The organism is Telluria sp. GW821-FHT07G12, from assembly GCF_059418525.1.
In genome coordinates this window covers 139,946-162,913 of the sequence record NZ_JBWKQA010000005.1, presented here as the reverse complement: position 1 = coordinate 162,913, position 22,968 = coordinate 139,946, and the positions used below count along the sequence as shown (strand labels likewise).

Annotated in this window: 22 protein-coding genes; 11 read left to right on the top strand and 11 right to left on the bottom strand. The window is 66.4% G+C overall.

Going from position 1 to position 22,968, the window contains the following annotated elements:
• Window positions 1-46 precede the first annotated feature (46 nt).
• On the bottom strand, window positions 47-391 hold the full coding sequence (locus tag AC07PE_RS19355) for a MarR family winged helix-turn-helix transcriptional regulator (protein ID WP_498767982.1): 345 nt from the start codon (window positions 389-391) through the stop codon (window positions 47-49).
• Window positions 392-516: 125 nt separating this feature from the next.
• On the opposite strand from AC07PE_RS19355, the gene AC07PE_RS19350 reads away from it, so the two are divergent.
• From AC07PE_RS19350 to AC07PE_RS19335, 4 genes are all read left to right on the top strand, one after another.
• Window positions 517-1,686, top strand: coding sequence for an HPP family protein (locus AC07PE_RS19350; RefSeq protein WP_498767431.1), 1,170 nt, complete (start codon window positions 517-519; stop codon window positions 1,684-1,686).
• A gap of 228 nt (window positions 1,687-1,914) precedes the next feature.
• Complete coding sequence (locus tag AC07PE_RS19345; RefSeq protein WP_498767429.1) at window positions 1,915-2,337, top strand: sigma-70 family RNA polymerase sigma factor; 423 nt, start codon at window positions 1,915-1,917, stop codon at window positions 2,335-2,337.
• A 53-nt stretch (window positions 2,338-2,390) separates the two neighbouring features.
• Window positions 2,391-2,906, top strand: coding sequence for a DUF4142 domain-containing protein (locus AC07PE_RS19340; RefSeq protein WP_498767427.1), 516 nt, complete (start codon window positions 2,391-2,393; stop codon window positions 2,904-2,906).
• On the top strand, window positions 2,903-3,244 hold the full coding sequence (locus tag AC07PE_RS19335) for a cupredoxin domain-containing protein (RefSeq protein WP_498767424.1): 342 nt from the start codon (window positions 2,903-2,905) through the stop codon (window positions 3,242-3,244). The genes AC07PE_RS19340 and AC07PE_RS19335 overlap by 4 nt, the downstream gene beginning before the upstream one ends.
• Here the strand turns inward: AC07PE_RS19335 and AC07PE_RS19330 are convergent.
• Window positions 3,213-3,902, bottom strand: coding sequence for a UPF0149 family protein (locus tag AC07PE_RS19330; RefSeq protein WP_498767980.1), 690 nt, complete (start codon window positions 3,900-3,902; stop codon window positions 3,213-3,215). The two genes, AC07PE_RS19335 and AC07PE_RS19330, sit on opposite strands and share 32 nt — an antisense overlap.
• Window positions 3,903-4,038: 136 nt before the next feature.
• Window positions 4,039-5,079 carry an alpha/beta hydrolase gene (locus tag AC07PE_RS19325; protein ID WP_498767422.1) on the bottom strand — a complete coding sequence of 347 codons (1,041 nt, stop codon included), beginning with the start codon at window positions 5,077-5,079 and terminating at the stop codon, window positions 4,039-4,041.
• A 211-nt stretch (window positions 5,080-5,290) separates the two neighbouring features.
• Here AC07PE_RS19325 and AC07PE_RS19320 point away from each other — a divergent pair, with 211 nt between their 5' ends.
• The 3 genes from AC07PE_RS19320 (at window position 5,291) to AC07PE_RS19310 (ending at window position 9,317) form a co-directional block, all read left to right on the top strand.
• Window positions 5,291-6,283 carry a serine/threonine protein kinase gene (locus AC07PE_RS19320; RefSeq protein ID WP_498767420.1) on the top strand — a complete coding sequence of 331 codons (993 nt, stop codon included), beginning with the start codon at window positions 5,291-5,293 and terminating at the stop codon, window positions 6,281-6,283.
• A gap of 99 nt (window positions 6,284-6,382) precedes the next feature.
• Window positions 6,383-8,734, top strand: coding sequence for a hypothetical protein (locus AC07PE_RS19315; RefSeq protein WP_498767418.1), 2,352 nt, complete (start codon window positions 6,383-6,385; stop codon window positions 8,732-8,734).
• A 94-nt stretch (window positions 8,735-8,828) separates the two neighbouring features.
• On the top strand, window positions 8,829-9,317 hold the full coding sequence (locus AC07PE_RS19310; protein WP_498767416.1) for an AraC family transcriptional regulator: 489 nt from the start codon (window positions 8,829-8,831) through the stop codon (window positions 9,315-9,317).
• Here the strand turns inward: AC07PE_RS19310 and AC07PE_RS19305 are convergent.
• The 4 genes from AC07PE_RS19305 to AC07PE_RS19290 all read right to left on the bottom strand — a co-directional run bounded on the left by AC07PE_RS19305 (window position 9,286) and on the right by AC07PE_RS19290 (window position 12,477).
• The gene (locus tag AC07PE_RS19305) at window positions 9,286-10,260 is read right to left on the bottom strand and encodes a CE1 family esterase (protein WP_498767413.1); all 975 of its coding nucleotides are present in this window, start codon (window positions 10,258-10,260) and stop codon (window positions 9,286-9,288) included. The genes AC07PE_RS19310 and AC07PE_RS19305 overlap by 32 nt on opposite strands.
• A gap of 75 nt (window positions 10,261-10,335) precedes the next feature.
• Window positions 10,336-10,743 (bottom strand): DUF8785 domain-containing protein, encoded by a 408-nt coding sequence (locus AC07PE_RS19300; protein WP_498767411.1) that lies wholly within the window; start codon window positions 10,741-10,743, stop codon window positions 10,336-10,338.
• Window positions 10,744-10,841: 98 nt separating this feature from the next.
• Window positions 10,842-11,417 carry a TerD family protein gene (locus tag AC07PE_RS19295; RefSeq protein WP_498767409.1) on the bottom strand — a complete coding sequence of 192 codons (576 nt, stop codon included), beginning with the start codon at window positions 11,415-11,417 and terminating at the stop codon, window positions 10,842-10,844.
• A gap of 19 nt (window positions 11,418-11,436) precedes the next feature.
• Complete coding sequence (locus AC07PE_RS19290) at window positions 11,437-12,477, bottom strand: DUF475 domain-containing protein (protein WP_498767407.1); 1,041 nt, start codon at window positions 12,475-12,477, stop codon at window positions 11,437-11,439.
• Between the two features lie 135 nt (window positions 12,478-12,612).
• Between AC07PE_RS19290 and AC07PE_RS19285 the strand changes: the two genes are divergently transcribed.
• The 3 genes from AC07PE_RS19285 (at window position 12,613) to AC07PE_RS19275 (ending at window position 17,669) form a co-directional block, all read left to right on the top strand.
• On the top strand, window positions 12,613-13,038 hold the full coding sequence (locus AC07PE_RS19285) for a divergent PAP2 family protein (protein WP_498767405.1): 426 nt from the start codon (window positions 12,613-12,615) through the stop codon (window positions 13,036-13,038).
• A 240-nt stretch (window positions 13,039-13,278) separates the two neighbouring features.
• Window positions 13,279-14,451, top strand: coding sequence for an efflux RND transporter periplasmic adaptor subunit (locus tag AC07PE_RS19280; protein ID WP_498767403.1), 1,173 nt, complete (start codon window positions 13,279-13,281; stop codon window positions 14,449-14,451).
• Between the two features lie 11 nt (window positions 14,452-14,462).
• Window positions 14,463-17,669, top strand: coding sequence for an efflux RND transporter permease subunit (locus AC07PE_RS19275; protein ID WP_498767401.1), 3,207 nt, complete (start codon window positions 14,463-14,465; stop codon window positions 17,667-17,669).
• Between the two features lie 109 nt (window positions 17,670-17,778).
• Here AC07PE_RS19275 and AC07PE_RS19270 read toward each other — a convergent pair whose 3' ends face one another.
• The 3 genes from AC07PE_RS19270 to AC07PE_RS19260 form a co-directional block, all read right to left on the bottom strand.
• Window positions 17,779-18,189 carry a hypothetical protein gene (locus tag AC07PE_RS19270; protein ID WP_498767399.1) on the bottom strand — a complete coding sequence of 137 codons (411 nt, stop codon included), beginning with the start codon at window positions 18,187-18,189 and terminating at the stop codon, window positions 17,779-17,781.
• 231 nt (window positions 18,190-18,420) lie between these two features.
• Window positions 18,421-19,401 carry an NAD(P)H-hydrate dehydratase gene (locus AC07PE_RS19265; RefSeq protein WP_498767397.1) on the bottom strand — a complete coding sequence of 327 codons (981 nt, stop codon included), beginning with the start codon at window positions 19,399-19,401 and terminating at the stop codon, window positions 18,421-18,423.
• 13 nt (window positions 19,402-19,414) lie between these two features.
• The gene (locus AC07PE_RS19260; protein WP_498767395.1) at window positions 19,415-20,179 is read right to left on the bottom strand and encodes a histidine phosphatase family protein; all 765 of its coding nucleotides are present in this window, start codon (window positions 20,177-20,179) and stop codon (window positions 19,415-19,417) included.
• A gap of 211 nt (window positions 20,180-20,390) precedes the next feature.
• On the opposite strand from AC07PE_RS19260, the gene AC07PE_RS19255 reads away from it, so the two are divergent.
• A complete protein-coding gene (locus AC07PE_RS19255; RefSeq protein ID WP_498767393.1) occupies window positions 20,391-21,530 on the top strand; it encodes a hypothetical protein in 1,140 nt (379 codons plus the stop codon).
• Here AC07PE_RS19255 and AC07PE_RS19250 read toward each other — a convergent pair.
• Window positions 21,499-22,899, bottom strand: coding sequence for an L-cystine transporter (locus AC07PE_RS19250; protein ID WP_498767391.1), 1,401 nt, complete (start codon window positions 22,897-22,899; stop codon window positions 21,499-21,501). The two genes, AC07PE_RS19255 and AC07PE_RS19250, sit on opposite strands and share 32 nt — an antisense overlap.
• Between the last annotated feature and the right edge of the window lie 69 nt (window positions 22,900-22,968).

Genomic DNA, 22,968 nt, shown 5'->3' with positions numbered 1-22,968 from the left:
TTGCGCAGCCCCGCGCGAAGCTTGTGATCCGGGATGGATATGGGCGTCAAGGCAGGTTGGGAATCGTGAAGACGCCTTGCAGGGCGCGCAGTTCGGCGCGGTGGATTTCGGCCAGGCGGGTGAGGATGGCTTCGCCGGGCGGCAGCAGGTGGACTTCGACGCGGCGCCGGTCATCGAGATTGGCGCGCCGCTCGACCAGGCCGGCTTCCTCGCAGCGCGTTACCAGTGCGACCACGCCGTGCTGCTTGGCCTGCAGGCGCTCGGCCAGTTCGCCGATGGTCGCCCACTCGCGGCCCTTGAAGCCCTTGATGTGCAGGAGCAGCAGGTACTGCAGGGGCGTGATGCCCTCCGCCTGCACGGCGTTTTCGGAGAAGTGTTCATAGCGCCGCATCTGGTAGCGGAATTCGGAGAGGGCGGCGAAATCGGACTTGGCGATGGGCTTCACAAGGCGGTCACTGGCAGAAAGAAGCCGAATAATATATCATATCGTGATGTATTTTTCGAAGAAGTGTCATCTTGGATTACGCATTGAACTGGTTGCGCGCCTTCGTCCCGCAACGTAATACCGTCCCGCGCCACGAACGGATGCGGGCCGTGGCAGGCGCCCTCGTCGGCCTGCTGCTCACCGCCGGCCTCAGCATGCACCTGCTGGGCACGGCGACCCTGCCGCTGGCTCTGGTGGCGCCGATGGGTGCTTCGGCCGTGCTGCTGTTCTGCGTGCCGGCCAGCCCGCTGGCCCAGCCCTGGTCCGTCATCGGCGGGAATACCATCTCGGCGCTGGTCGGCATTGCCTGCGCCAAGGCGATCGGCAACCCGTTGCTGGCGGCGCCGCTGGCCGGTTCGCTGGCGATCCTGGTGATGTTCCTGCTGCGCTGCCTGCACCCGCCGAGCGGCGCGGTGGCGCTGACCACGGTGCTGGGCGGCCCGGCCGTGCACGCGGCCGGCTTCGGCTTCGCCTTCATGCCGGTGTGCCTGAATTCGGCCCTGATCGTGCTGGTGGCGCTGGTCTTCAACAATCTCACTGGCCGGCGCTATCCGCACACCCAGCAGTCGATCCTGAACAACGTGCACGCCACGCGCGACCCGGTGCCCACCGCGCGCATCGGCTTCACCAAGGAAGACCTGGACGCCGCGCTGGCGCGCTACGGCCAGGTGCTGGACATCAGCCGCGACGACCTGGAAGAGATCCTGCTCGAGACCGAAGCCCAGGCCTACGGGCGCCGCTTCGGCGTCATCACCTGCGGCGCCATCATGGCCAAGGATGCGGTGACGGTGCGGCCGGGGATGCCGCTGGCGGAGGCGTGGACCCTGCTGCGCCGCCATGCCCTGCACGCGCTGCCGGTGCTGGACAAGGCGGGGCACGTGGTCGGCGTGGTCGGCCAGAACGACTTCCTGCACCACCTGGGGCTGGACGATTACCAGACCCTGGGCGAAAAACTGCGCGGGCTGGTCGGCCACCTGTTCGGCCTGCGCGGCGAGCGCCCGGCCAGGGTGGTCGAGATCATGCAGCGCCACGTCAAGACCGTGAGCGCCGACGACCCGATCGCGGAACTGGTGCCGCTGATGACCAACCGCGGCCTGCACCATATTCCGGTGGTGGACGCTCGCGGCATCTTCGTTGGCGTGGTCAGCCACTCCGATCTGCTGGCGGCGCTGTTCGAAGGCCGGCTCATGGAATCTTCCTAATACATTCGGATTTAATTCGGGGTCAGAACACTTTTTCGGGCCATCTTCATAGGCGTAGGTCGAAATAAAGTGCTCTGACCCCGAATTTTGGAAACGTCCGGCGCGCAATGTGCATCTAATCGGCACGATCACCGAGGAGACCCTGATGCAAGCTGCACTCGAGAATGAAACGGACGCCGCCTCCGCCAGCGCGTGGTGGACGGCGAGCAGGTGGCCTTCGCCGACCTGATGCGGCGCCGCAGTTCGGGGCGGATGGCCGAGGTCATCGCACTCGGCGCCGAGCCGCTGACGGACGAGATGGCAGTGATGCGCGAACCCGGGCCCGCCGCGTCGTCGCAGCAGCCGGAGCTGGCGTTCCAGCGCACCCAGGCCCGCGGCCTGATCGAATCCAAGATCGACGGCCTGCCGGAAGTCTTCCGCACCGTGTTCATCCTGCGCGCGGTCGAGGAGCTCAGCGTCGAGGAGACCGCCAGGGTGCTCGGCATCCCCGATGCCACGGTGCGTAGCCGCTACTTCCGTGCGCGCGCCATGCTGCGCGAGGCATTGGCGCGCGAGCTCGACTTCGCGCTCGAAGATGCCTTCGGCTTCGACGGCGAGCGCTGCACGCGCATCGTCATGAAGGTCATGGAACGGCTCCGGGAACGCGAGTAGGGTTTGCTGCATCGAATGGCACGCTTCACATCCCAAACCAAATGGAGACTGCCATGAAAAAGACCCGGATCCTGCTCGCCCTGCTGGCCGCAGCAAGCCTGAACGCCGCCCACGCCGCCAACCCCAACGATGCGCAGATCGCCGCCATCGTCGTCGTCGCCAACACGGTCGACATCGAGGCCGGCAAGCTGGCCGAATCGAAGACGAAGAACAAGGAGGTGCGCGCCTTCGCCGAGCGCATGGTGGCCGACCACTCGGGCGTCAACAAGCAGGCGGTGGCGCTGGTGACGAAGCTGCACGTGACGCCGGAAGAAAACGACACCAGCAAATCGCTGACTCAAGGCGGCGCGGCGACCCGCGACAAGCTGAAGGGACTGTCCGGCGCCGCCTTCGACAAAGCCTATGTCGACAACGAGGTGAGCTACCACGAGACCGTGCTCGATGCGATCGACAAGACCCTGCTTCCGAGCGCGTCGAACACGGAGCTGAAGGCGCTGCTGGCCAAGGTGCGGCTGGCCATCGCCGCCCACCTCGAGCATGCGAAGCACATGCAGGCGCAGATGAAATGAAAGCCCTGGCGCTAGGCGTGTGCCTGTTGGCCGCGGCCCTCGATGCCGGCGCGGCCGATCACCGTATCGTCATCAAGGACATGGCCTTTTCGCCGAAGCTGGTGGCTGTGAAACCCGGCGATACGATCACCTGGGTGAACCAGGACATCTTCGTCCACAACGTCAGCGCGGCAGCGGCGGGCATCAGGTCGGGCGAGCTGAAGCCGGGGCAGAGCTGGCGCCACGTGCTGCGCCAGGGGGAGGATTTCGACTACCTCTGCACCCTGCATCCGGTGATGACGGGCAGGGTGGAGGTCAAGGGAAAGCTCAGGCCTGCTCGGCGCCGCAGCACTTCTTGAATTTCTTGCCGCTGCCGCAGGGGCAGTCGTCGTTGCGGCCGACCTTCGGCTCCTCGCGGCGCACGGTCTCGACCGCGGCCTTGCGGCGCGGCAGCCAGTAGCGGTGGATGGCGGGCAGGTTGGCTTCGATCTCCAGCGCCAGCTTGTGGGCAAGGCGCGGGTCCTCGACTTCGGCCAGCTCGCTTTCCTCGATTTCGTCGGCGCCCAGCAGGTAGATCGGGCGCATCATGGGGCCGGCTTCCGACTCCCAGATTTCGTCCCAGGAGCCGGGGTGCAGGTCCATGCCTTCCCAGAAGCCCCAGCACCAGGCTTCGGCGTCGATCAGGGTCTCGCCGTCGACTTCGTGTTCGACGTAGAGCGGTTCGAAGTCCTTGGGCGCGACCTCGAAGGTGATCAGCACTTCGTTCATGAAACGCATGATCAGGTTGACGATGCGCTGCTCTTCCTTCGGGTTCTTCCACTTAGGCGCGGCGCCTTCTTCGCCCCAGACGCGCGGCAGCCACTCGGCCGGCATGATGGTTTCCGGGCCGATCGCGACCGCGGTCAGGTAGCCGTGCAGGGTGTCCATCGTCATCGCGCCTTCCGGGCTGCGTTCGGACAGCAGGAAGTTGTCGAGATCGTCGAATTCTTTGTCGGTGAGGGGTTGTTCGAGGTCCATGTTGATGCGTCTTTCCATTCGTTGAAGGCGCCAGTGTACCGCCTGCGCCGCCGGACCGGCATAAAAAAGCGCGCTGATAGCCTGCTCGGGCCATCAGCGCGCAAACGGAAAACCTGTGTCGCTGCGTGCTTCCCTGTCAATGCTTGGCGTCGAAGGCCTTGTTCAGCGCATCGGCCGCGTACTGCTCGGCGTCCTTCGCCTTCGGCACCACCGCGCCCATGCCGAAGAATTCATGGGTCACGCCGCTGTATTCCTTGTAGTCGACTTTGACACCATCCTTCTTGAGCTTGTCGGCATAGGCCTTGCCTTCGCTGAGTAGCGGGTCGATTTCGGCGGCGACGATGGTGGCCGGCGGCAGGCCCTTCAGCGATGCGGCCTTCATCGGCAGCGCATACGGGTTCTTCGGATCGCCCTGGTAGTGCTTGAAGAACCAGGCCATCATCGCCTTGTTGAGCGGCTTGGCATTGGCGTTGCGCTGGTAGGAGGCGTTGTTCATGTCGTTGTCGACCACCGGGTAGACCAACAGCTGGTGCACCGGCATCTGCGCTTTCTTATCGCGCGCCATCATCGAGACCACGGTGGCCAGGTTGCCGCCGGCGGATTCGCCGCCGACCGCCACGCGCGCCGGGTCGCCGTTGAATTCCTTCGCGTGCTGGGTAGTCCAGAGGTAGGCCGCGTAGGCATCGTTGGGCGCGGTCGGGAACTTGTGTTCAGGGGCCTGGCGGTAGTCGACCGCGACCATGATCGCCTTGGCCATCTTGGCCAGCGCGCGCGGCGAGGCCTCGTAGACCTTGGTGTCGGCGATCACGAAGCCGCCGCCGTGGTAGTAGACCATGACCGGGAACGGGCCCTTGCCCTCGGGCGTGAAGATGTGCATGGGCACGCTGCCGCCCTCGACCGGCACCGTCATGTCCTTGACCGTCACGCCCGGTTCCGGCGCCGTGCTCTTCTTCTCCTCGGCCAGCACTTTCTTGACCGCGTCCGCGGGTGTCGGCTGCTTGCGCGCCTCTTCTGGGCTCAGCGTCTCGATCGGCTTGCCGTTTAAGGACTTGAGGGCGTCCAGCACCTTCTGCATATGGGCTTCGGCCTTGGGCGGCTGGGCTGCGTCCTGGGCCAGGGCGCCATGGCAGGCGAGGGCGGCGGCAAGGGCGGTCAGCGGGAGGGCATTCTTGATCATCGTGTTCTCCAGATTGGCGTAGACCACATGACAACCCGCAGCGCGCAAACTCTCGGTACGTCCACACACATTACGACCACAATCTTTGGTAGAACCGGCAGATTTACCTCGAATTCGATGCATATAAGAAAAAATAGAGCGATTTTGCGCATAAATTCGTCAGAATTGAGCATGGGGTGCGCCCACCTGCCGCCGGCCTTACAATGGCGGCATGGAAGATCAAACGGCAACACATCCTTTTTCACGCCTCGATCCGCTGATGGTGCTGGACGCGGTCGACAGCGTCGGCCTGCGCGGCGACGGCCGCCTGCTGGCCTTGAACAGCTACGAAAACCGGGTCTACCGGGTCGGCCGCGAGGAGGGCCAGCCGGTGGTGGTCAAGTTCTACCGCCCCGAGCGCTGGAGCGATGCCGCCATCCTCGAGGAGCACGCCTTCACCGAGGAACTGGCCGAGGCCGAGGTGCCGGTGGTGCCGGCGCGGGTGCTTGAGGGCCGCACGCTGCATGAATTCGGCGGCTTCCGCTTCGCCGTCTTCCCCAGCCGCGGCGGCCGGGCGCCGGAGTTGTCGGATCCCAAGGTGCTGGAATGGATAGGGCGCTTCATCGGCCGCATCCACGCGGTCGGCGCCATCAAGCCCTTCGAGCAGCGCCCGGCGCTGAACCTCGACACCTTCGGCCGCGAGCCGCGTGCCTGGCTGCTGGGCCACGGTTTCATCCCGGATGAGCTGCTGACCGCCTATGCCAGCGTGCTGGATCAGGCGCTGGACGGCGTGGCGCGCTGCTTCGACCGTGCCGGTGCGCTGCCGCTGCTGCGCCTGCACGGCGATTGCCACGCCGGCAACGTGCTGTGGACCGGCGATGGTCCGCACTTCGTCGACTTCGACGACAGCCGCATGGGCCCGGCCGTGCAGGACCTGTGGATGCTGCTGTCCGGCGAGCGCCAGGAGATGGTGCGCCAGCTGGGCGACGTGCTGGCCGGCTACGAAGACTTTTGCGAATTCGACCCGCGCCAGCTCTACCTGGTCGAAGCACTGCGCACCCTGCGCCTGATCCACTATTCGGCCTGGCTGGCGATGCGCTGGGACGACCCGGCCTTTCCCGCGGCCTTCCCCTGGTTCAATACCCAGCGCTACTGGCAGGATCGTATTCTGGAATTACGCGAGCAGGTGGCTTTAATGGATGAGCCGCCGCTGTGGCCGGTTTGATCTTCTGAATTGGCAGGCAATCGCCGCTGTGTTCGGCGTGACAGGTTTTCCAGCCGTGACGCATAATCACGCTAAGCCCTAGTCCGCCCTCGAAAAGCCATGACCGACCATTCCGACCACAACGACGACGCCGATTTCACGATCGATCTGATGCCCGCATCCCACGAGCATGCGGCACCCGGCATCGAACCGCAGCGCGAGCATCTGGAACAGCGCGCGATCAAGGAAGGCATCGCGCGGGTCGAGGCCGAGGCCAAGGCGGCGGTCGCCGCCGAGAACCGCGCGCATGCCGAGGCGCGCGCCCGCGGCCTGGCCGAGGAGCGCGCGGCGATCGACGCCGAAGCCGCCGCCGCTGCGCTGGCCAATGCCCAGGCCTCGGAAGAGGCGATCGAGGCCAACCGCGACCGCATCGACACCCTGCGCGCCGCCGCCAGGGCCGCGGCCGAGCGCCTGGAAGCGATGCGCCAGGAAACCGCCGAGCTGCGCGCTCGCGTGGAAACCGACACCCAGATCCGCCTGGACGCCGAGTCGCGCGCACGGGCCCAGGAAGAGGCGCGCCGCCGCGCCGAAGAGCAGGCTCGCGCCGACGCCGAGCTGGCGGAACATGCCGCGCGCCAGGCCGACGAACTGGCGCAGCACTCCGAACAGGCGCGCCTGCAGGCCGCCGAGCGGGTCGCCGCCGTGCACGCGGCGCGCGAGGAAGTCAGCCATAGCGCCAGCGCCGATGCCAGGGTCGCGATCCTGGCGCGCGAACGCGAGCGCGCCGAGAAGGCCGCGCGCCAGACTGCCGAGAAGCTGGCCGAGGCCGAAGCCGAGGCGCTGGAACTGGCGCTGCAGCGCGAACGCGCCGACCAGGTCGCGCTGGCCTCCAGCTTTGCGCGCGCCGCCGCAGAGGCCAGGGCGCTGGAAGAGGCGAGGGCGCTGGCCCACATCGAGCAGGAGCGCGAGGCGATCGCCCTGGCCCAGGCCGAATTCGAACGCACCGCCGCGCAATCGCTGCGCATGCGCCTGCAGACCGAGAAGGAATTGCGCGACGCCGCCGTCCACCGCGAGCGCCTGGAAGAGATGGCCGTCGCCGCCCTGGCCGCACGCCGGGAAGCCGAAGGCCGGATCCTGGCCGCCACCGAAGCCCGCATCGAGGCCGACCGCAAGCTGCGCGAAGTCGCTCTGGCGCGCGCCCAGGCCGAGGAAGAGGAAGCCGCCCAGGCCCAGGCCCGCCTGGACGCCGAGCGCCTCGCCGCCGAACAGGCGCGCCGCCGCGCCGAGGCCGACCGCCAGGCGGCGGAAGCGGCAGCACTGGAAAACGAGCAGCAGCAGCGCGAACGCGCATTGGCCGAAGAACGCGCGGCCCAGGCAGCCGCCGCGGCGCAGGCGCGCGCAGCGGAGAACGCGGCCGAACAGGCGCGCATCGCACATGAGGCCGAGCAGGCGCAGATGCAGCTGGAAGCGGCGCGCCTGGCCGAACGCCGCGCCCAGGAAGCCGAGGCGCTGCTCGACGCCGAGCGCGAACGCCTGCGCCTGGAGCAGGAAGCGCTGACGGCATTGGAACAGCGTCAGGAGGCCGAGCGCGCGTTGGCGGCCGCCGCCGAGGCCCGCATCGCTGCCGAACAGGAACAGGAAGCCCTGCTGCGCGCCCAGGCCGAGCAGGAACAGCGCAGCTTGGCCGCGCGCCAGGAAGCGGCCGATGCCCAGCGCCAGGCCGTCGCCGAAGCGGCGCGCCGGGCCGAGCACGAGCAGGCGATCGCCGCCGCGCAGCAGCGCGACGCGCAAGGGGCCGCGCAGCGCGCCGAGGCCGCCGCCGCGCAAGCCGCCGAGCTGGCGCGCGCACAGGCCGAGCGGGCCGCCGCCGAACAGCGCCAACACGCCCTGGCGGAAGAGCTGCTGGCCGCCGAGCAACTGGGCGCCGACGCCGCCCGCGAAGCCCTGCTGCTGCTCGAGCAGAAGCTGAGCGCCCAGCGCCAGCAGGCCGCGCTCGATGCCCGCGCCAACGAAGCCGCCGCGGCGCGCATCGCCTCGGAGCACGCGGCGGTCGCCGCCGCCGAAGCGCGCGCCAAGGCCGAGGAAGAACGCGCCCAGCTGGCGAAGATGCGTGAGCTGGCCGAGCAGGCTGCGGCCCAGGCGGCGCTCGACAAGCGCGAGGCCCAGCGCGCGCTGCTGGAACACGCCCAGCAGGCTGCCGACATGCAGCGCAAATCCCTGCAGGCGACCCAGGAAATGGCGGAGGCCAAGCGCCGCCTGGTGGAGCTCGAAGCCGGCCGCCAGGAAGAGCAGGTGGCGGAACTGGGCGCGCTGCGCGAACAGATCGACGCGCTGCAGGCCGAGGCCAAGCAGCGCGCCGAATCGGCCGACCTGGCGCGCGAAGTGCTGGGACGCTTCTCGCAGCTGCCCTCGGCCCAGCAGGCGGCGGCGCGCCTGGCGGAAGCGGTGGCGAAGCAGCGCGGAGAAAGCTGAACCCCGGCTGACGCCTACCTGTCGGATCTTCCAGTTGGGGCGCCCGCGCGGCGCTCCTACAATGCGGCTTTCGCTGTCATGAGGAGCCGAAGGAATGAAGGTCGACATCGTCACGCTGCCGCCGGTGCGCATCGCCACCATGCGCAAGACCGGGCCCTATGGACCGGAGATCGGCCGCTTCTGGCTCGAGACTTTCCGCCCCTGGCTGGAGGAGCAGGGCCTGCTGGGCGAACCCACCTACGGCATCGGCCACGACGACCCGGCGACGACACCGGCGCAGGACTGCCGCTACGATGCGGGCGTCGAAGTGGACGGGGATTTCACGGCGCCGACCGGCGTCTTCGTCACCCTGCTGCCGGGCGGGACCACCGCCGTCGCGCGGTTCTCGGGCCAGGCCTGGGAGGTGCCGGGCGCCTGGCAATGGCTGCTGCGCGAATGGCTGCCGGCCAGCGGCCAGGCGGCCGACTTCGGCCGCCCCTGCACCGAATACTATCCGCGCAACTGGCGCGCCGAGGCCGACGGCAGCTTCGCCTGCGAATTGCGGCTGCCGCTCAGCGCAGGCCCGTCGTCCGCTTGTCCTTGAAGAAGTTCCAGGCCTCTTCGGCGGTGTCGACGTCGTGGTTCATGTTGCCGACCAGCTTGCGCAGGACCCAAGGCAGTTCCTCGGCCTTGGAGGCGTGCGTGTGGCCGCCGCCGTCGATGCGCATGAACTCGACCTGCACCCGCGCCGGGTCGCTGCCCCAGATATAGCGGGTGGCCGAGGTCGGGTCCGAGGATTGCAGGTGCGGCAGGCGGAAGCTCATCGGCGCTTCCGGCAGGCCGGCGGCGCGGCGCCATACGGCCACCGATTCGTCTGCGCTGACGCCGCTGCCGCGGTCGCGCAGCAGCCAGTGCCCGACCTTGCCGCCGTAGTAGGGCGCGATCTCGTCGGCGGTGCCGTGCGAGACGAACACCGAGATCGGATACACCGGCGCCTTGCAGCGGCTCTGCATCGGCATCAGGGCGCTCTGCACGCCGATCGCGGCCAGCTTTGGCCCCAGTTCGATGCCGAGCCGGTAGACCATGCCGCCGCCGTTCGAGCTGCCGAACACGTAGATGCGCTCCGGATCGGCGTCGAGCTCGTTGACGGCGGTGTCGATCAGGGCGGCGAGGAAGCCGACGTCGTCGCTGGTGGCATTGCTGGCGGCATCGAGGCGGCAATCGTTCCAGGCCTGCTTGCCGTCGGCGCCCTTGATGCCGTCCGGCGCGATCAGCATCACGCGCTCGCGCTCGGCGAGGCGGATCCAGTCCTGGGCCTTGTAGAAACCGAAGGATTCGAGGCCGACCATGAAGGCGGCCGAGGCGCCGTGGCCGTGCAGCAGGATGACGGTAGGGCGCTTGCTGCGCGGCAGCCGGTCCGGCTCGACCACGAGGTAGTGGCGCCGTCCCTCGGGACGCAGCAGTGTGTAGTCGACGATGGTGGAAGCCTGGGCAGCGCCCATCGTTCCCAGCATCGCCAGCAGGTATCCTGCAGCCCGCCCTCTCATTGCATCACCTGATTAGTGTTATTTGGAATTAATGGTGACACAAGCGCGCCGCTTTGGGACGATTCTTTTTTTGCTTCAAGGGCCAGGGTTCGGCGCCACCGGGTTATGGCCGCCGACGACGGCTTTCTCGATGAAATAGCCGGTCTCGCCGAAGCAGCTGGTCGGCAGGCCGACGTGCTGGGCATAGCTGAGCTGCACGCGCTGGCCCATGGCCGCCTGCAGCTGTTTCACCACGGCTTCGTCGCGCACGGTGAAGGCGAAGCGCTCGGGGATTGCGCCCGGCATGCTCGACAACAGAATCTCGCCTTCCCAGGTCTTGCACAGCCAGCCCTTGCGCGACAGCTTCTGCAGGTAGCCGGCGCGTTCGCCTTCCGAATACGACCAGTGCAGCACGAGGGCCGTGTACAGCGCGAACAGCACGATGGCGGCGACGATGACGGAAGCGAGGATGACACTGGCGCGGCGTGGGAAAGTCGTGGGCATGGGCTTTGAGCGTGAAGGATGAGCGTAGATGCGGTCGCGCCCATTCTGCCGATGAGCGCGCGGATTGTCAAAAGCTCATGAAGCGCAAGGGCCGCTGCTCAGACATTCACGCCGAAGGAACGCGCCAGCGGACCAAGGCCGCCGTTGTAGCCCTGGCCGACGGCGCGGAACTTCCACTCGCTGCCGTAGCGGTAGAGTTCGCCGAAGATCATCGCCGTCTCGGTCGAGCTGTCCTCGGACAGGTCGTAGCGCGCGATCTCGCGCTCGCCCTCGGCGTTCAGGCAGCGGATGAAGGCGCGCGCCACCTGGCCGAAGTTCTGGCGGCGCTGGTCGGCTTCGTGGATGGTGACGGCGAAGGCGATTTTCTCGACGTCGGCCGGCACCCGCGACAGCTCGACCAGCAGGCGCTCGTCGTCGCCTTCGCCCTGGCCGGTGCGGTTGTCGCCGGTGTGCTTGAGCGAGCCGTCGCTCGACTGCAGGTTGTTGTAGAAGATGAAGTCGGCATCGCCGCGCACCTTGCCGTCGCCGCGCAGCATGAAGGCGCTGCCGTCGAGGTCGAAGGTGGCGCCGTCGGTCGTGCGCGGATCCCAGCCCAGGCCGATGATGACCTTTTTCAGGGTCGGGTCTTCCTTGGACAGATTGACGTTGCCGCCTTTTTGCAGACTGATTGCCATGGCCTTCCTTTCAGTTTGATCAGGTGATTGTTTCGAGCTGTTCGCGGCGCCTGTGGCGTATCGAGGACCACAGCGACACCAGGATGAAGGCGACGCCGGACAGCCCGGTGAACCATTCCGGGATCTCGTATTCGACGCTGGCGAACATGATCAGGGCCAGGATGCCGATCGCGTAGTGGGCGCCATGCTCGAGATAGACGAATTCGTCCAGCGTGCCCTTGTGCACCAGGAACACCGTCAAGGAGCGCACGAACATCGCGCCGATGGCCAGGCCCAGCATGATGATGACGACGTCGTTGGTAATGGCGAAGGCGCCGATCACGCCGTCGAAGCTGAACGAGGCGTCCAGCACCTCGAGGTAGATGAAGCCGCCGATGCTGCCCTGCGAAATCAGCTTGCCGACCGCCGGATCCGATTCCTCCTCTTCGAGCAGGCCGCTGAGCCAGTCCACGCCCACGTAGACGATGACGCCGACCACGCCGGCGATCAGCACCGGCAGCTTTTGCGGCTCGGGCATCAGGCTCATGCAGCCGAACACGGCCACCAGGGTCAGCAGGACGGCCAGGCCTTCGCTGCCGAAATGCCCGACCTTTTCTTCGATCCAGCCCAGCCAGTGGAGTTCCTTTTCCTCGTCGAACAGGAAGTTGAGGAAGACCAGCAGCAGGAAGGCGCCGCCGAAGGCCGCCACCTCGGCGTGCTGGGCGGTCAGCTGGCGCGCGTATTCGTCCGGCGTATTGACAGCCATGTGCCAGACGTCGATCAGGCCGAGCCCGGTCGCCACGGACACGATCAGAAGAGGGAAGACCAGGCGCATGCCGAACACGGCCACCAGGATGCCGACCGTCAGGAACAGCTTGCGCCAGAATTCGTTCCAGTTGCGCAGCACCGAGGCATTGACCACCGCGTTGTCGAAGGACAGCGACACTTCAAGCACGCCCAGCACCGCCGCGATCCACAAAGCCTGCAGCAGCCCGCCGGCGCCGCCGTGACTGAAGCCCCACCAGGCGGCCAGCGCCAGCAGGACGATCGTCACCGCGAAAGACAGCTTGAAATGTTGCATTCGGTTCTCCTTATAACTGCGTTGTCTGATAAACCACACCGGACTGGATATTAACGGTTTCTATCTGTGGCAGGCGCATCGCTTCTGCGATAATGCTGCCCGGAATTACTTTTGTACTAACACATCGGAACTCACATGGACTTCACTTACCTGCTGACCCCGCTGCTGACCTGGCTGGTGGTTGGCCCGATCAAATTCCTGATCAACAGTGCACGCCAGCGCAGCTGGGCCTTCAACCTGGTCGGCAACGGCGGCTTCCCGAGCAACCATAGCGCCACCGTGACCAGCATGGCGACCCTGATCGCGCTGCGCGAGGGCATCGGCCACCCGGCGTTCGGCGTAGCAGTTACTTTGTGCTTCATCGTGATGATCGACGCCAATAGCCTGCGCCAGCACGTCGGCCGCCAGGCTGCCGCGATCAACCGCCTGGCCGCAGGAAGCGAGGACAGCGGCCACCGCAAGCTGCGCGAGCGCATGGGCCATACCCTGGTCGAGATCGGCGGCGGCATCGTCACCGGCATCCTGATGGGTAACCTGATCTACCACCTGTTCGTCAAATAAGCCCTGCCTGCGGACAGCCGGGACGCCCGGCTGTCCGCAAACTGTCCGCAGGCTGTCCGCTTACGGACGCATTTCACCCCCGCTCAACTGCAGTTCATCGCCAAAAAACGCAGTTCATCCCTCGAAAACCACGCTCTGCCGATCCTCGATTGACTGGCCTGTCATGCTCACGGATACTGCGCGCTGGCTTTTACTATTCTTATATTTACAGGTATCGAGTCCATTCGGGAGAACCACGAAATGCTGCGCAAAACCCTACTCGTCCTTGCCATTGCCTCGGCGCTCGCCGCCTGCGGCAAAGCTGACAAGGAACCCGCCAAGCCGGCCGCTGCGACCGCGCAGGCTGATGCCAAGAAAGATGGCAAGCCTGTGCAGTTGCTGGTGCAGCCGGAAGACGTGCTGACGGTACAGAGCAATGCGCTCGCTTCGGGTCCCGTGATCACCGGCTCGATCCAGCCGGAACGCAAGGCCGACCTGCGCGCCGAAGTTTCGGCCGTGGTCCTGCAGGTGCTGAAGGAGAACGGCGAGCCGGTCAAGCGCGGCGACGTGCTGGTCAAGCTCGACGAGACCTCGATCCGCGACAGCCTGATGTCCGCCGAGGCGTCGGTACGCGCCGCCGAGCAGGCCCTCGACCAGTCGAACCGCGCCCTGGACCGCCTGAAAACCCTGCGCTCGTCCGGCATGGCTTCGGCCCAGGCCCTGGACGACGCCGAAGTCCGCCGCAACACCGCCCAGAGCGAAGTCTCGGCCGCGCGTGCGCGCCTGGCGACGGCGCGCCAGCAGGTCGGCCGCACCGTGGTGCGCGCGCCCTTCGACGGCATCGTCTCCGACCGCAAGGTCTCGAACGGCGACACCGCTGCCATCGGCAAGGAACTGCTGAAGGTCATCGATCCGACCTCGATGCGCTACGAAGGCCGCGTCTCGGCCGACAAGATCAGCACCGTCAAGGTGGGCCAGAAGGTGACTTACCACATCAACGGCTATGGCGACCGCCAGTTCAGCGGCGTGGTCAAGCGCATCGACCCGTCCGCCAATGAAGTGACGCGCCAGGTCGAAGTGCTGGTCGGCCTGACCGGCGAGCAGCCGCGCGTGTCCGGCCTGTATGCCGAAGGCCGCATCGACGCCGAAAGCACCTCGGCCCTGATGGTGCCGGAAAGCGCGCTGGTGAAGTCCGGCGACAAGACCTACGCCTGGAAGGTGAACGGCAAGTCGCTGGCCAAGGCCGACCTGACCATCGGCGCGCGCGACCAGCGCACCGGCGCCTACGAGGTCAAGGCTGGCCTGGCCGCCGGCGACCTGGTGCTGCGCGCCCCCAACTCCAGCCTGAAGGATGGCCAGCCGGTGCAAATGGCGGGGAAGTCGCAGGCGCAGTCGCTGGCCAGCGTCGGCAACCCGGGCGCCCAAGGTAAATAAGGAAATACACCATGTTCCTTTCCAACTTTAGCGTCAAGAAGCCGATCGCCACGATCGTGCTGATCGTGATGATGATGTGCCTGGGCCTGCTCGCGCTCAAGAAGCTGCGCGTGAACGAGAGCCCGGACGTCGAGGCGCCCGCGATCATGCTCATGATTCCCTACCCGGGCGCCTCGCCCGAGACGGTCGAGCGCGAGATCATCAACCGCCTCGAAAAATCGATGCAGAGCATCCCGGGCGTGCACCAGATGAACGCCACGGCCAATGAAGGCTCGGCCAATTTCTGGATCGAGTTCGAGTTCAAGCGCAATATCATCGAAGCCTCGGACGACATCCGCAACGCGATCGCCGCGGTGCGCTACAAGCTGCCGATCGAGATGCGCGAGCCCATCCTGCGCCGCTTCGACCCGGCGGCCCAGCCGATCATGAACGTGGCGCTGTCGTCCACCACCCAGAGCAAGGCCGAGATCTCGCGCCTGGCCGAGGATGTTCTGGCAGACCGCTTCCGCAGCATCGACGGCGTGTCCACCGTGACCGTCAACGGCTCGCTCAAGCGTGAACTATCCGTGCTGCTGCGCGCCGACAAACTGCGTGAATACAACGTGTCGGTCAGCGAAGTCACCAATGCGCTGCAGCGCCAGAACACCAATGCGCCGGTGGGCAAGGTGCGCGGCGTGCTGGACGAAAAGAGCATCCGCCTGGTCGGCCGCATCGAGCATCCGGACGACTTCCAGCAGGTCGTCGTCAAGCGCAACGGCGAGCAGATCGTGCGCCTCAACCAGGTGGCCGAGATCAAGGACGGTTTCGCCGATATCGACGGCCTGTCGATCCGCAGCGGCGCCGACAACGTCGGTATCCAGATCGCCCGCACCCGCGACGCCTCCACAGTGACGGTGGCGGAAAAGGTGCGCAAGATGGTCGACGAGGTCCAGAAGGACTTGCCGAAAGGCACCCGCATCGAGGTCGTGCGCGACGGCGGCAAGAACGCCCAGAACAGCCTGAACAACGTGATCGAGTCGCTGGTGCTGGGCGCGGTGCTGACCATCTTCGTGGTGTACGCCTTCCTGAACTCCTGGCGCTCGACCCTGATTACCGCGATGTCGCTGCCGACCTCGGTGCTGGCCGCCTTCATCGCGGTCTGGCTGTGCGGCTTCACGCTGAACTTCATGACCCTGCTCGGCCTGTCGCTGGCGATCGGCGTGCTGATCGACGATGCCATCGTGGTGCGCGAAAATATCGTGCGCCACATGGAAAACGGGTCCGACCGCCGTACCGCGGCCCTCGAAGGCACAGCCGAGATCGGCATGGCCGTGGCCTCGACCACCTTCTCGATCATGGCCGTGTTCATTCCGGTGGCCTTCATGCCGGGCATGTCCGGCGAATGGTTCCGTCCGTTCGCACTGACCGTGACGGCTTCGGTGGCGGTGTCGCTGTTCATCTCCTTCACCCTCGACCCGATGCTGTCGGCCTTCTGGGGCGACCCGCCGGGCTACCACCATGCACCGAAGAAGGGCCTGTCGAAGGCGCTGGCGAAGTTCAACGTCTGGTTCGACCACCAGGCCGACCGCTACGGCCGCGTGATCGCCTGGGCGCTGCACCACCGCAAGTCGATGGCCGTGATCGCCGTCGCCAGCCTGGTCGGCGCGATCGCCCTGCACATGAAATTCGGCGGCTCGTCCTTCCTGCCGAAGTCCGACCAGCAGAACATCGCGATCGACGTGCGCACGCCGCCGTCTTCGTCGGTCGAATATGCACGCCTGAAGATGGAGAAGGCGGCCGAGATCGCCCGCTCGATCAAGGAAGTCAAGGAAACCAACAGCTACATCGGCGCCAGCGGCGGCCGCGTCTACGTCGACATCGGCAAGCGCACCGAGCGCAAGCGCAGTGCTGACCAGATCGCCGCCGAGCTGCGCGAGAAGATCAAGCCGCTGGTCGGCGCCGAGTTCGTGGTCCAGGATGACCTGAACAACGGCGGCGGCAAGCCGGTGCGGATCGAGTTCACCGGTCCGGATTCGCGCAAGCTGATGGAACTGACCACTGCCTACATGGAGAAGCTGCGCCAGGTGCCGGGTGCGGTCGACGTCGGCCTGTCGCAACAGGATCCGAAGGACGAACTGCAGATCGTGCTCGACCGCGGCCTGGCGAATTCGATGGGCATCTCGGTCGGCGACGCCGCCACCGCGCTGCGCGTGGCCTTCGCCGGCATCGAAGTCGGCGACTGGGTTGACCCGACCGGCGAGACCCGCGACGTGGCCGTGCGCCTGCATCCGGAAGACCGCGTGGCGACCGAAAACATCGAGCGCCTGCCGATCGCCGTGTCCGGCACCGGCATGATGGTCCCGCTGGACCAGATTGCCAACATCACCATGGGCAAGGGTCCGTCGACCATCGAGCACCAGGACGGCAAGCGCATCATCGCGGTGTCCGCCAACGTCCAGGGCCGTTCGAACGGCGAGGTGACGGACGCCGCCATGAAGCTTGCCAAGAGCATGGACTTCCCGCCGGGCTATGGCCTGCAGCTGGGCGGCATGGGCCAGGACCAGCAGGAACTGTTCACCGAGATGATCATCGCGCTGTTTTCGGGCATCGGCCTGATGTACCTGATCCTGGTGATGCAGTTCGGTTCCTTCACGGCGCCGGGCGGCGTGATGCTGTCGCTGCCGCTGTCGCTGATCGGCGTGGTGCTGGCTCTGCTGCTGAGCAACTCGACCATCAACCTGATGAGCCTGATCGGCATCATCATGCTGATGGGCCTGGTGGCGAAGAACGCGATCCTGCTGCTGGATGCGGCGCGTAGCCGCGAAGCCGAAGGCATGGACCGCGAGGAAGCGTTGATGGAAGCCGGCCGCGCCCGTCTGCGTCCGATCCTGATGACGACCTTCGCGCTGATCGCCGGCATGCTGCCGGTGGCGATGGGCCTGGGCGAGGGCGGCGAGTTCTACCGTCCGCTGGCGATCGCCATCATCGGCGGCACCATCACCTCCACCATGCTGACCCTGCTGGTCGTGCCGACCTTCTACGACAGCATCGAGATCGCGAAGGACCGCATGGGCGCCAAGTTCCGCCGCCGTGCGGTGCGCTTCACCGCGCTGCCGGCCTTCGTGATGACCTTCGTGGAAGCGATCCTGACCATCGTGATGGTGCGCTTCGTGTTCCGCATGATCGTCAAGGTGGGCCGCATCGCTACCGGCCGCCGCGAAGGTACTGCGGCTGCCTGATGCCGCTACGCCGCTGCAAAAGGAAAGGCCTGCTCGCGCAGGCCTTTTTTTTTCGCTGCTGCAAAGGACCCGTTCCAGGCCCTTTGCGGATGCGCCGTGCGATTGCCAATTAATGGCCGGTGCCGGTGCCGGTGGCAGGCGTGGTGCCGGTACCGGTGGTGCCGGTGCCAGTGGTGCCGGTGCCGGTTGCGCCGGTGCCGGTTGCGGTGCCGTCTGCCGGAGGCGTGGTGCCCGTGCCGGTGGTGCCGGTGCCGGTTGCGCCGGTGCCGGTATCGCCGGTGGTGCCGGTTGCGCCAGTGGTGCCGGTGCCGGTGGTGCCGGTTGCACCGGTGCCGGTACCGGTATCACCCGCTGCGCCGGTGCTGCCGGTGCCGCTGGTGCCCGAGGTGCTGCTCGGCGCGGTGGCCGACGTGTCGCCGGTGCCGGTCGTGCTGGTGGTGTCGTTTTTCTTGCAAGCCGCCAGGCTTGCCATCAGGGCTGCGGCAAACAGAATCTTCGATGCGTTGTTAAGAGCTTTCATTTGTTTTACTCCTCGTTCACGTCTACTTTTTTGCCGCCGTCTCCAGGTGAGGCGCTGGAGGGTCGACGACGCCAGGTTAGTTCCAACAGGACCTTTCGGCCTCTCAAGGAACCATCAGGGAACCGACGCAGAACGCGGCCCCATCGTGGTGTACGAATTCGACTCCGGTAGACCTGAGACGGTGCTTCCCAGTTCCCGAATTGCACACCTCTATAATTGAGAGCCGAGGCATCAGCGTTCAACCCTCAGTCCACCGGCGAAACTGCCGGATGGTCGTGTCGCCGTGTCGGCGGTATCGCCGGCGGCTTGTTCGAGCAGTGCGGGGACCTCGTCCACCAGCTCCCGCGCCAGGTATCCCAGTTTGCCGAGCCGGGCCGCAAGGCGCTCGCCGGCCTGGGCATGCAGCACCACGCCCCAGCCTGCGGCCTGGGCCAGTCCCGCGCCGCGCGCCGCCAGCCCGGCGATGATGCCGGCCAGTACGTCGCCTGAGCCGGACGTGGCCAGCCCGACGTTGCCGCCTTCGTGCTGCCAGCGTTCGCCCTGCGGCGTGGCGATGACGGTGCGCGCGCCCTTCAGCGCGACCACCGCGTTCCAGCGCTGCGCCATGTCCAGGGCCAGGCGGTCGTCGCCGGCCGGAATCTCTTCCTTCGGAATGCCGGTCAGGTGCGCCATCTCGCCCGCGTGCGGCGTCACCAGCACTGGAACGTCGAAGCGGAAGGGCGGGTTGACGCCAGCCGGCGGATGCAGGATCGCGCCCATCGCATTCGCGTCGAGCAGGATGCTGGTATCGGTGCCGTGCAGGCGCGGCAGCAGCGCATGCACCAGGCGCGCGGTGGCTTCCTCGTCCTCCATGCCGGGACCGATCAGAATCGCGTTGATGCGGTCGGCCAGCGGATCCAGCGCGGCCACGGCTTCGACCGTGAAGCCGCCGGCCTCGTTCTCGGCCAGGCCCAGCACGCGCGACTCCGGGATCGCCAGCGCAACCAGCTGCGCCACGCTCTTGCCGGTGGCGACCGTCAGCTTGCCGGCGCCGGCGCGCAGGGCGGCGATGGCGGCCAGGATGACGGCGCCCGGCATCTCGCGCGAGCCGCCGAGGATCAGCACGTGGCCGCGATCTTCCTTGTCGGCGTCGTTGGAGGGGATGGGCAGCGGCCAGCTGCGCAGCAGGCTTGTATCGAGGTCGCGCGGGCGGGCATTGGTTTGCAGCGTCATGGTCGGGGGCACCTCAAGCCTTGGCCGCGGTCGGCACATCCTTGCCGGTGGTGACGGGCGTACCCGTTGCCTCCAGCGGGGCGACGAAATTGACCAGGCGCGGCGCAAGCTTGCCGCGCTTGCCCAGCGTGGGGTCGAAGGCATACGAGGTGACCGAGCAGTTCGGTACGTCGCCCAGCCGGTCCTGCTCGAGGATCGTGGCTTCGTCCATGCGTTCGATCAGGTAGCGGAAGCAGTTGACGATGACCTGGTGGCCGACGATCAGCACGCGCTCGCGGCAGTATTCGCGGGTGAGCGTGTCCAGCACGCTGCGCAGGCGCAGGATGACGTCGCACCAGCTCTCGCCGCCGGGCGGGCGGAAGTAGAACTTGCCGACGTGGCGGCGCTGTTCGTACAGGTCGGGGAATTGGTCTGCAATGCCGCGCACGGTCAGGCGGTCGAGGATGCCGAATTCCTTTTCGCGCAGGCGCTCGTCGGCATGCACGGCCAGCAGTTCGTCGTGGTTCAGGCGCTCCATCAGCAGCTTGGCGGTCTGGACCGCGCGCACATAGGGCGAATACAGCACCACGTTCGGCTGCGTGTGCTCGGGCAGGGCGGCGAACCAGGCGCCCAGCGCCTGCGACTGCTGCATGCCGAGTTCGGACAGGGGGACATCGACGTCGCGTTCTGCAATATCCACGCGCAATCCGGCCGCGGCTTCGGCAGCATCGCGCGCGACATTGCCCGCACTTTGCCCGTGCCTGACCAGCCAGATTTCCTGAGGCCACTTTTGGTCCATCACCAACCTGTTTGTGATTTTGACATGACACGATCATAGACGGATTCGGCAAGACGTCTGCGCACGATTCCGGCTGAAAACGAAAGCTACGAGCTCAGCGAAAAAGGGCTTGTAGGAATGCGCCTCATCCGTCATTACGCTGAGCAGGCTCATGCCGCGCGCATCGGCCGCGTTCGATACTCCGGCATCCATTTTTCTGGCGGAGGCCCACATGCGTCGTACCCGATATCTACAGTCCCTGTTTGCCGCCGCGGCGCTGGCCGCGCCCTTGCTGGCGTCGGCCGATCCGCGCTATGCGGTCACCGTGGTCGGCGGCGCCGACAGCTGGGCGCGCGACATCAATAACCAGGGCCAGGTGGTCGGCTCGATGTACAAGGGCTCGGCCTATCACGGCTTCGTGTATGCGGGCGGCGTCCTGACCGAGCTCGGCACCTTCGGCGGCGCGAACAGCGGCGCGAACGCCATCAACGATCTCGGGCAGGTCGTCGGCAATGCAGAAGCCGCCGACGGCTACAGCCAGGGTTTCATCTACAGCGGCGGCACGATGAGCGCGATTGCCGGCGCCGGTTCCATGGCGGCCTCCAGCATCAACAACAGCGGCACCATCGCCGGTTCGATGTTCGTGACGACGCCCGACGACAGCTACAACCATGCCTTTACCTGGTCGAACGGCAGCCTGACCGACCTCGGCACCCTGTCGTATGGCGACGGCAGCCGTGCCTTTGCCATCAACAGCCATGGCGATGTGGTCGGCGCCGCTGCGAACATGTTCAACGGTGCACCCAACTGGCCGGAAGATCCCTTCGTTTACCACAACGGGGTCATGACCGGTTTGGGCAACCTGGGCGGGCCGTGGAGCGCGGCAACCTCGATCAACGATCGTGGGCAAGTGGTCGGCTATCTCGGCGTCGATTCGCTGCCGGGCAACCCCGGCGACCTTTATCCGCGGTCCGCCTTTTTTTACGAGAACGGGCAGATGCACATGCTGGAGGGCGTGCCGGCGGACTGGAGCAGTATTGCCAGCGACATCAACAACCTGGGCCAGGTCGTCGGCAACACCAGCGGCGCGGATGGGGCATTTGCCTTCCTGTACGAAAATGGCGAAATGACCGACTTGAACACGCTCATCGATCCGGCCTCGGGCTGGACCATCACGGACGCGAATGCGATCAACGACGTGCAGCAGATCGCGGCTCAGGCTTGCCGGGCAGAAGTGTGCCAGGCGGTCCGGCTGGACCTGGTGTCGGCCGTCCCCGAGCCGCCGACCTTCGCCCTGCTGGCGGCCGGCCTGGCCCTGGGACTGGCGCGAGGGAGGGGCTTCAGGCTACCTGTTCGTCGGCGTCGAGGTTGATCGCGGCGTCGCTGTTGAAGACGCGCATGTCGGTTTCGCCGAGCACGCGGCTGGCCAGGGTGCCGGCCGTGATGGAGCCGCTCACGTTGAGGGCGGTGCGGCCCATGTCGATCAGCGGCTCGATCGAGATCAGCAGGCCGGCCAGCGCCACCGGCAGGTTCATCGCCGACAGCACGATCAGGGCGGCGAAGGTGGCGCCGCCGCCCACGCCTGCCACGCCCACCGAGCCGATGGTGACGATGCCGATCAGCGGCAGCAGGAAACTGCTGGTGAACGGGTCGATGCCGACGGTCGGCGCGATCATCACCGCCAGCATGGCCGGGTAGATGCCGGCGCAGCCGTTCTGGCCCATCATCGAGCCGAAGGAGGCGGCGAAGTTGGCGATGCCTTCCGGCGTGCCGAGGCGCGCGGTCTGGGTCTGCACGCTCATCGGGATGCTGCCGGCCGAGGTGCGCGAGGTGAAGGCGAAGGCCAGCACCGGGAAGATCTTCTTCACGTAGCGCACCGGGTTCAGGCCAATGCCGGAAATGATCAGCAGGTGCACGCAGAACATCAGGATCAGCGCGCTGTACGAGGCTGCCACGAAGCCGATCAGCTTGAGGATGTCCTGCAGGCTGGAGCTGGCCAGCACCTGGGCGATCAGGGCGAACACGCCGATCGGGGTCAGGCGCAGCACCAGGGTCACCATGCGCATCACGATCACGTGGGCGACGTGCACGAAGCGGGCGAAGGATTCGAACACGTCCGCGTGCTTGGCGGCGATGCCGGTGGCCGAGATACCGATGAAGATCGAGAACAGCACCACGGCGATGGTCGAGGTCTTGCGCGCCCCGGTCATGTCGAGGAAGGGGTTTTCCGGGATGAAGGACAGGATGGTGTTCGGCAGCGACAACTGCTGGGCGGCCGCCAGCTTGCCTTCGAGGTAGGCGCCGCGCGCGACTTCGGCCGCGCTCGAGGTCAGGCCGACGGCAGTCAGGCCGTACAGCTTGGCCATCAGGATGCCGATGGAAGCAGCGATGGCCGTGGTGAGCATCAGGGTGCCGATCGTGAGCGCGCTGATCTTGCCCAGCGAGGAGGCGTCGCGCAGCTTGAGGATGGCCTGGATGATCGAGACCATGATCAGCGGGATGATGATCATCTGCAGCAGCTTGACGTAACCGGTGCCGATCACATCCAGCCAGGCATTGGTCTGGGCGATGACGGGGGAGTCGAGCCCGTACACGGCCTGCAGGCCGGCGCCCAGCAGTACGCCCAGGCCGAGGCCGGTGAACACGCGCTTCGTGAAGGACACATGGCGCTGCTGGAAGACCAGGAGCAGAGCGCAGATGGCGAGGGCGATGGCCAGGTTCAGGATCAGTGGGAGGCTCATATGCGTATGGGAAATATAACTTACGCATTTTATAGCGATTTATGCATGCCGTGCATGGCCTTGTAAATG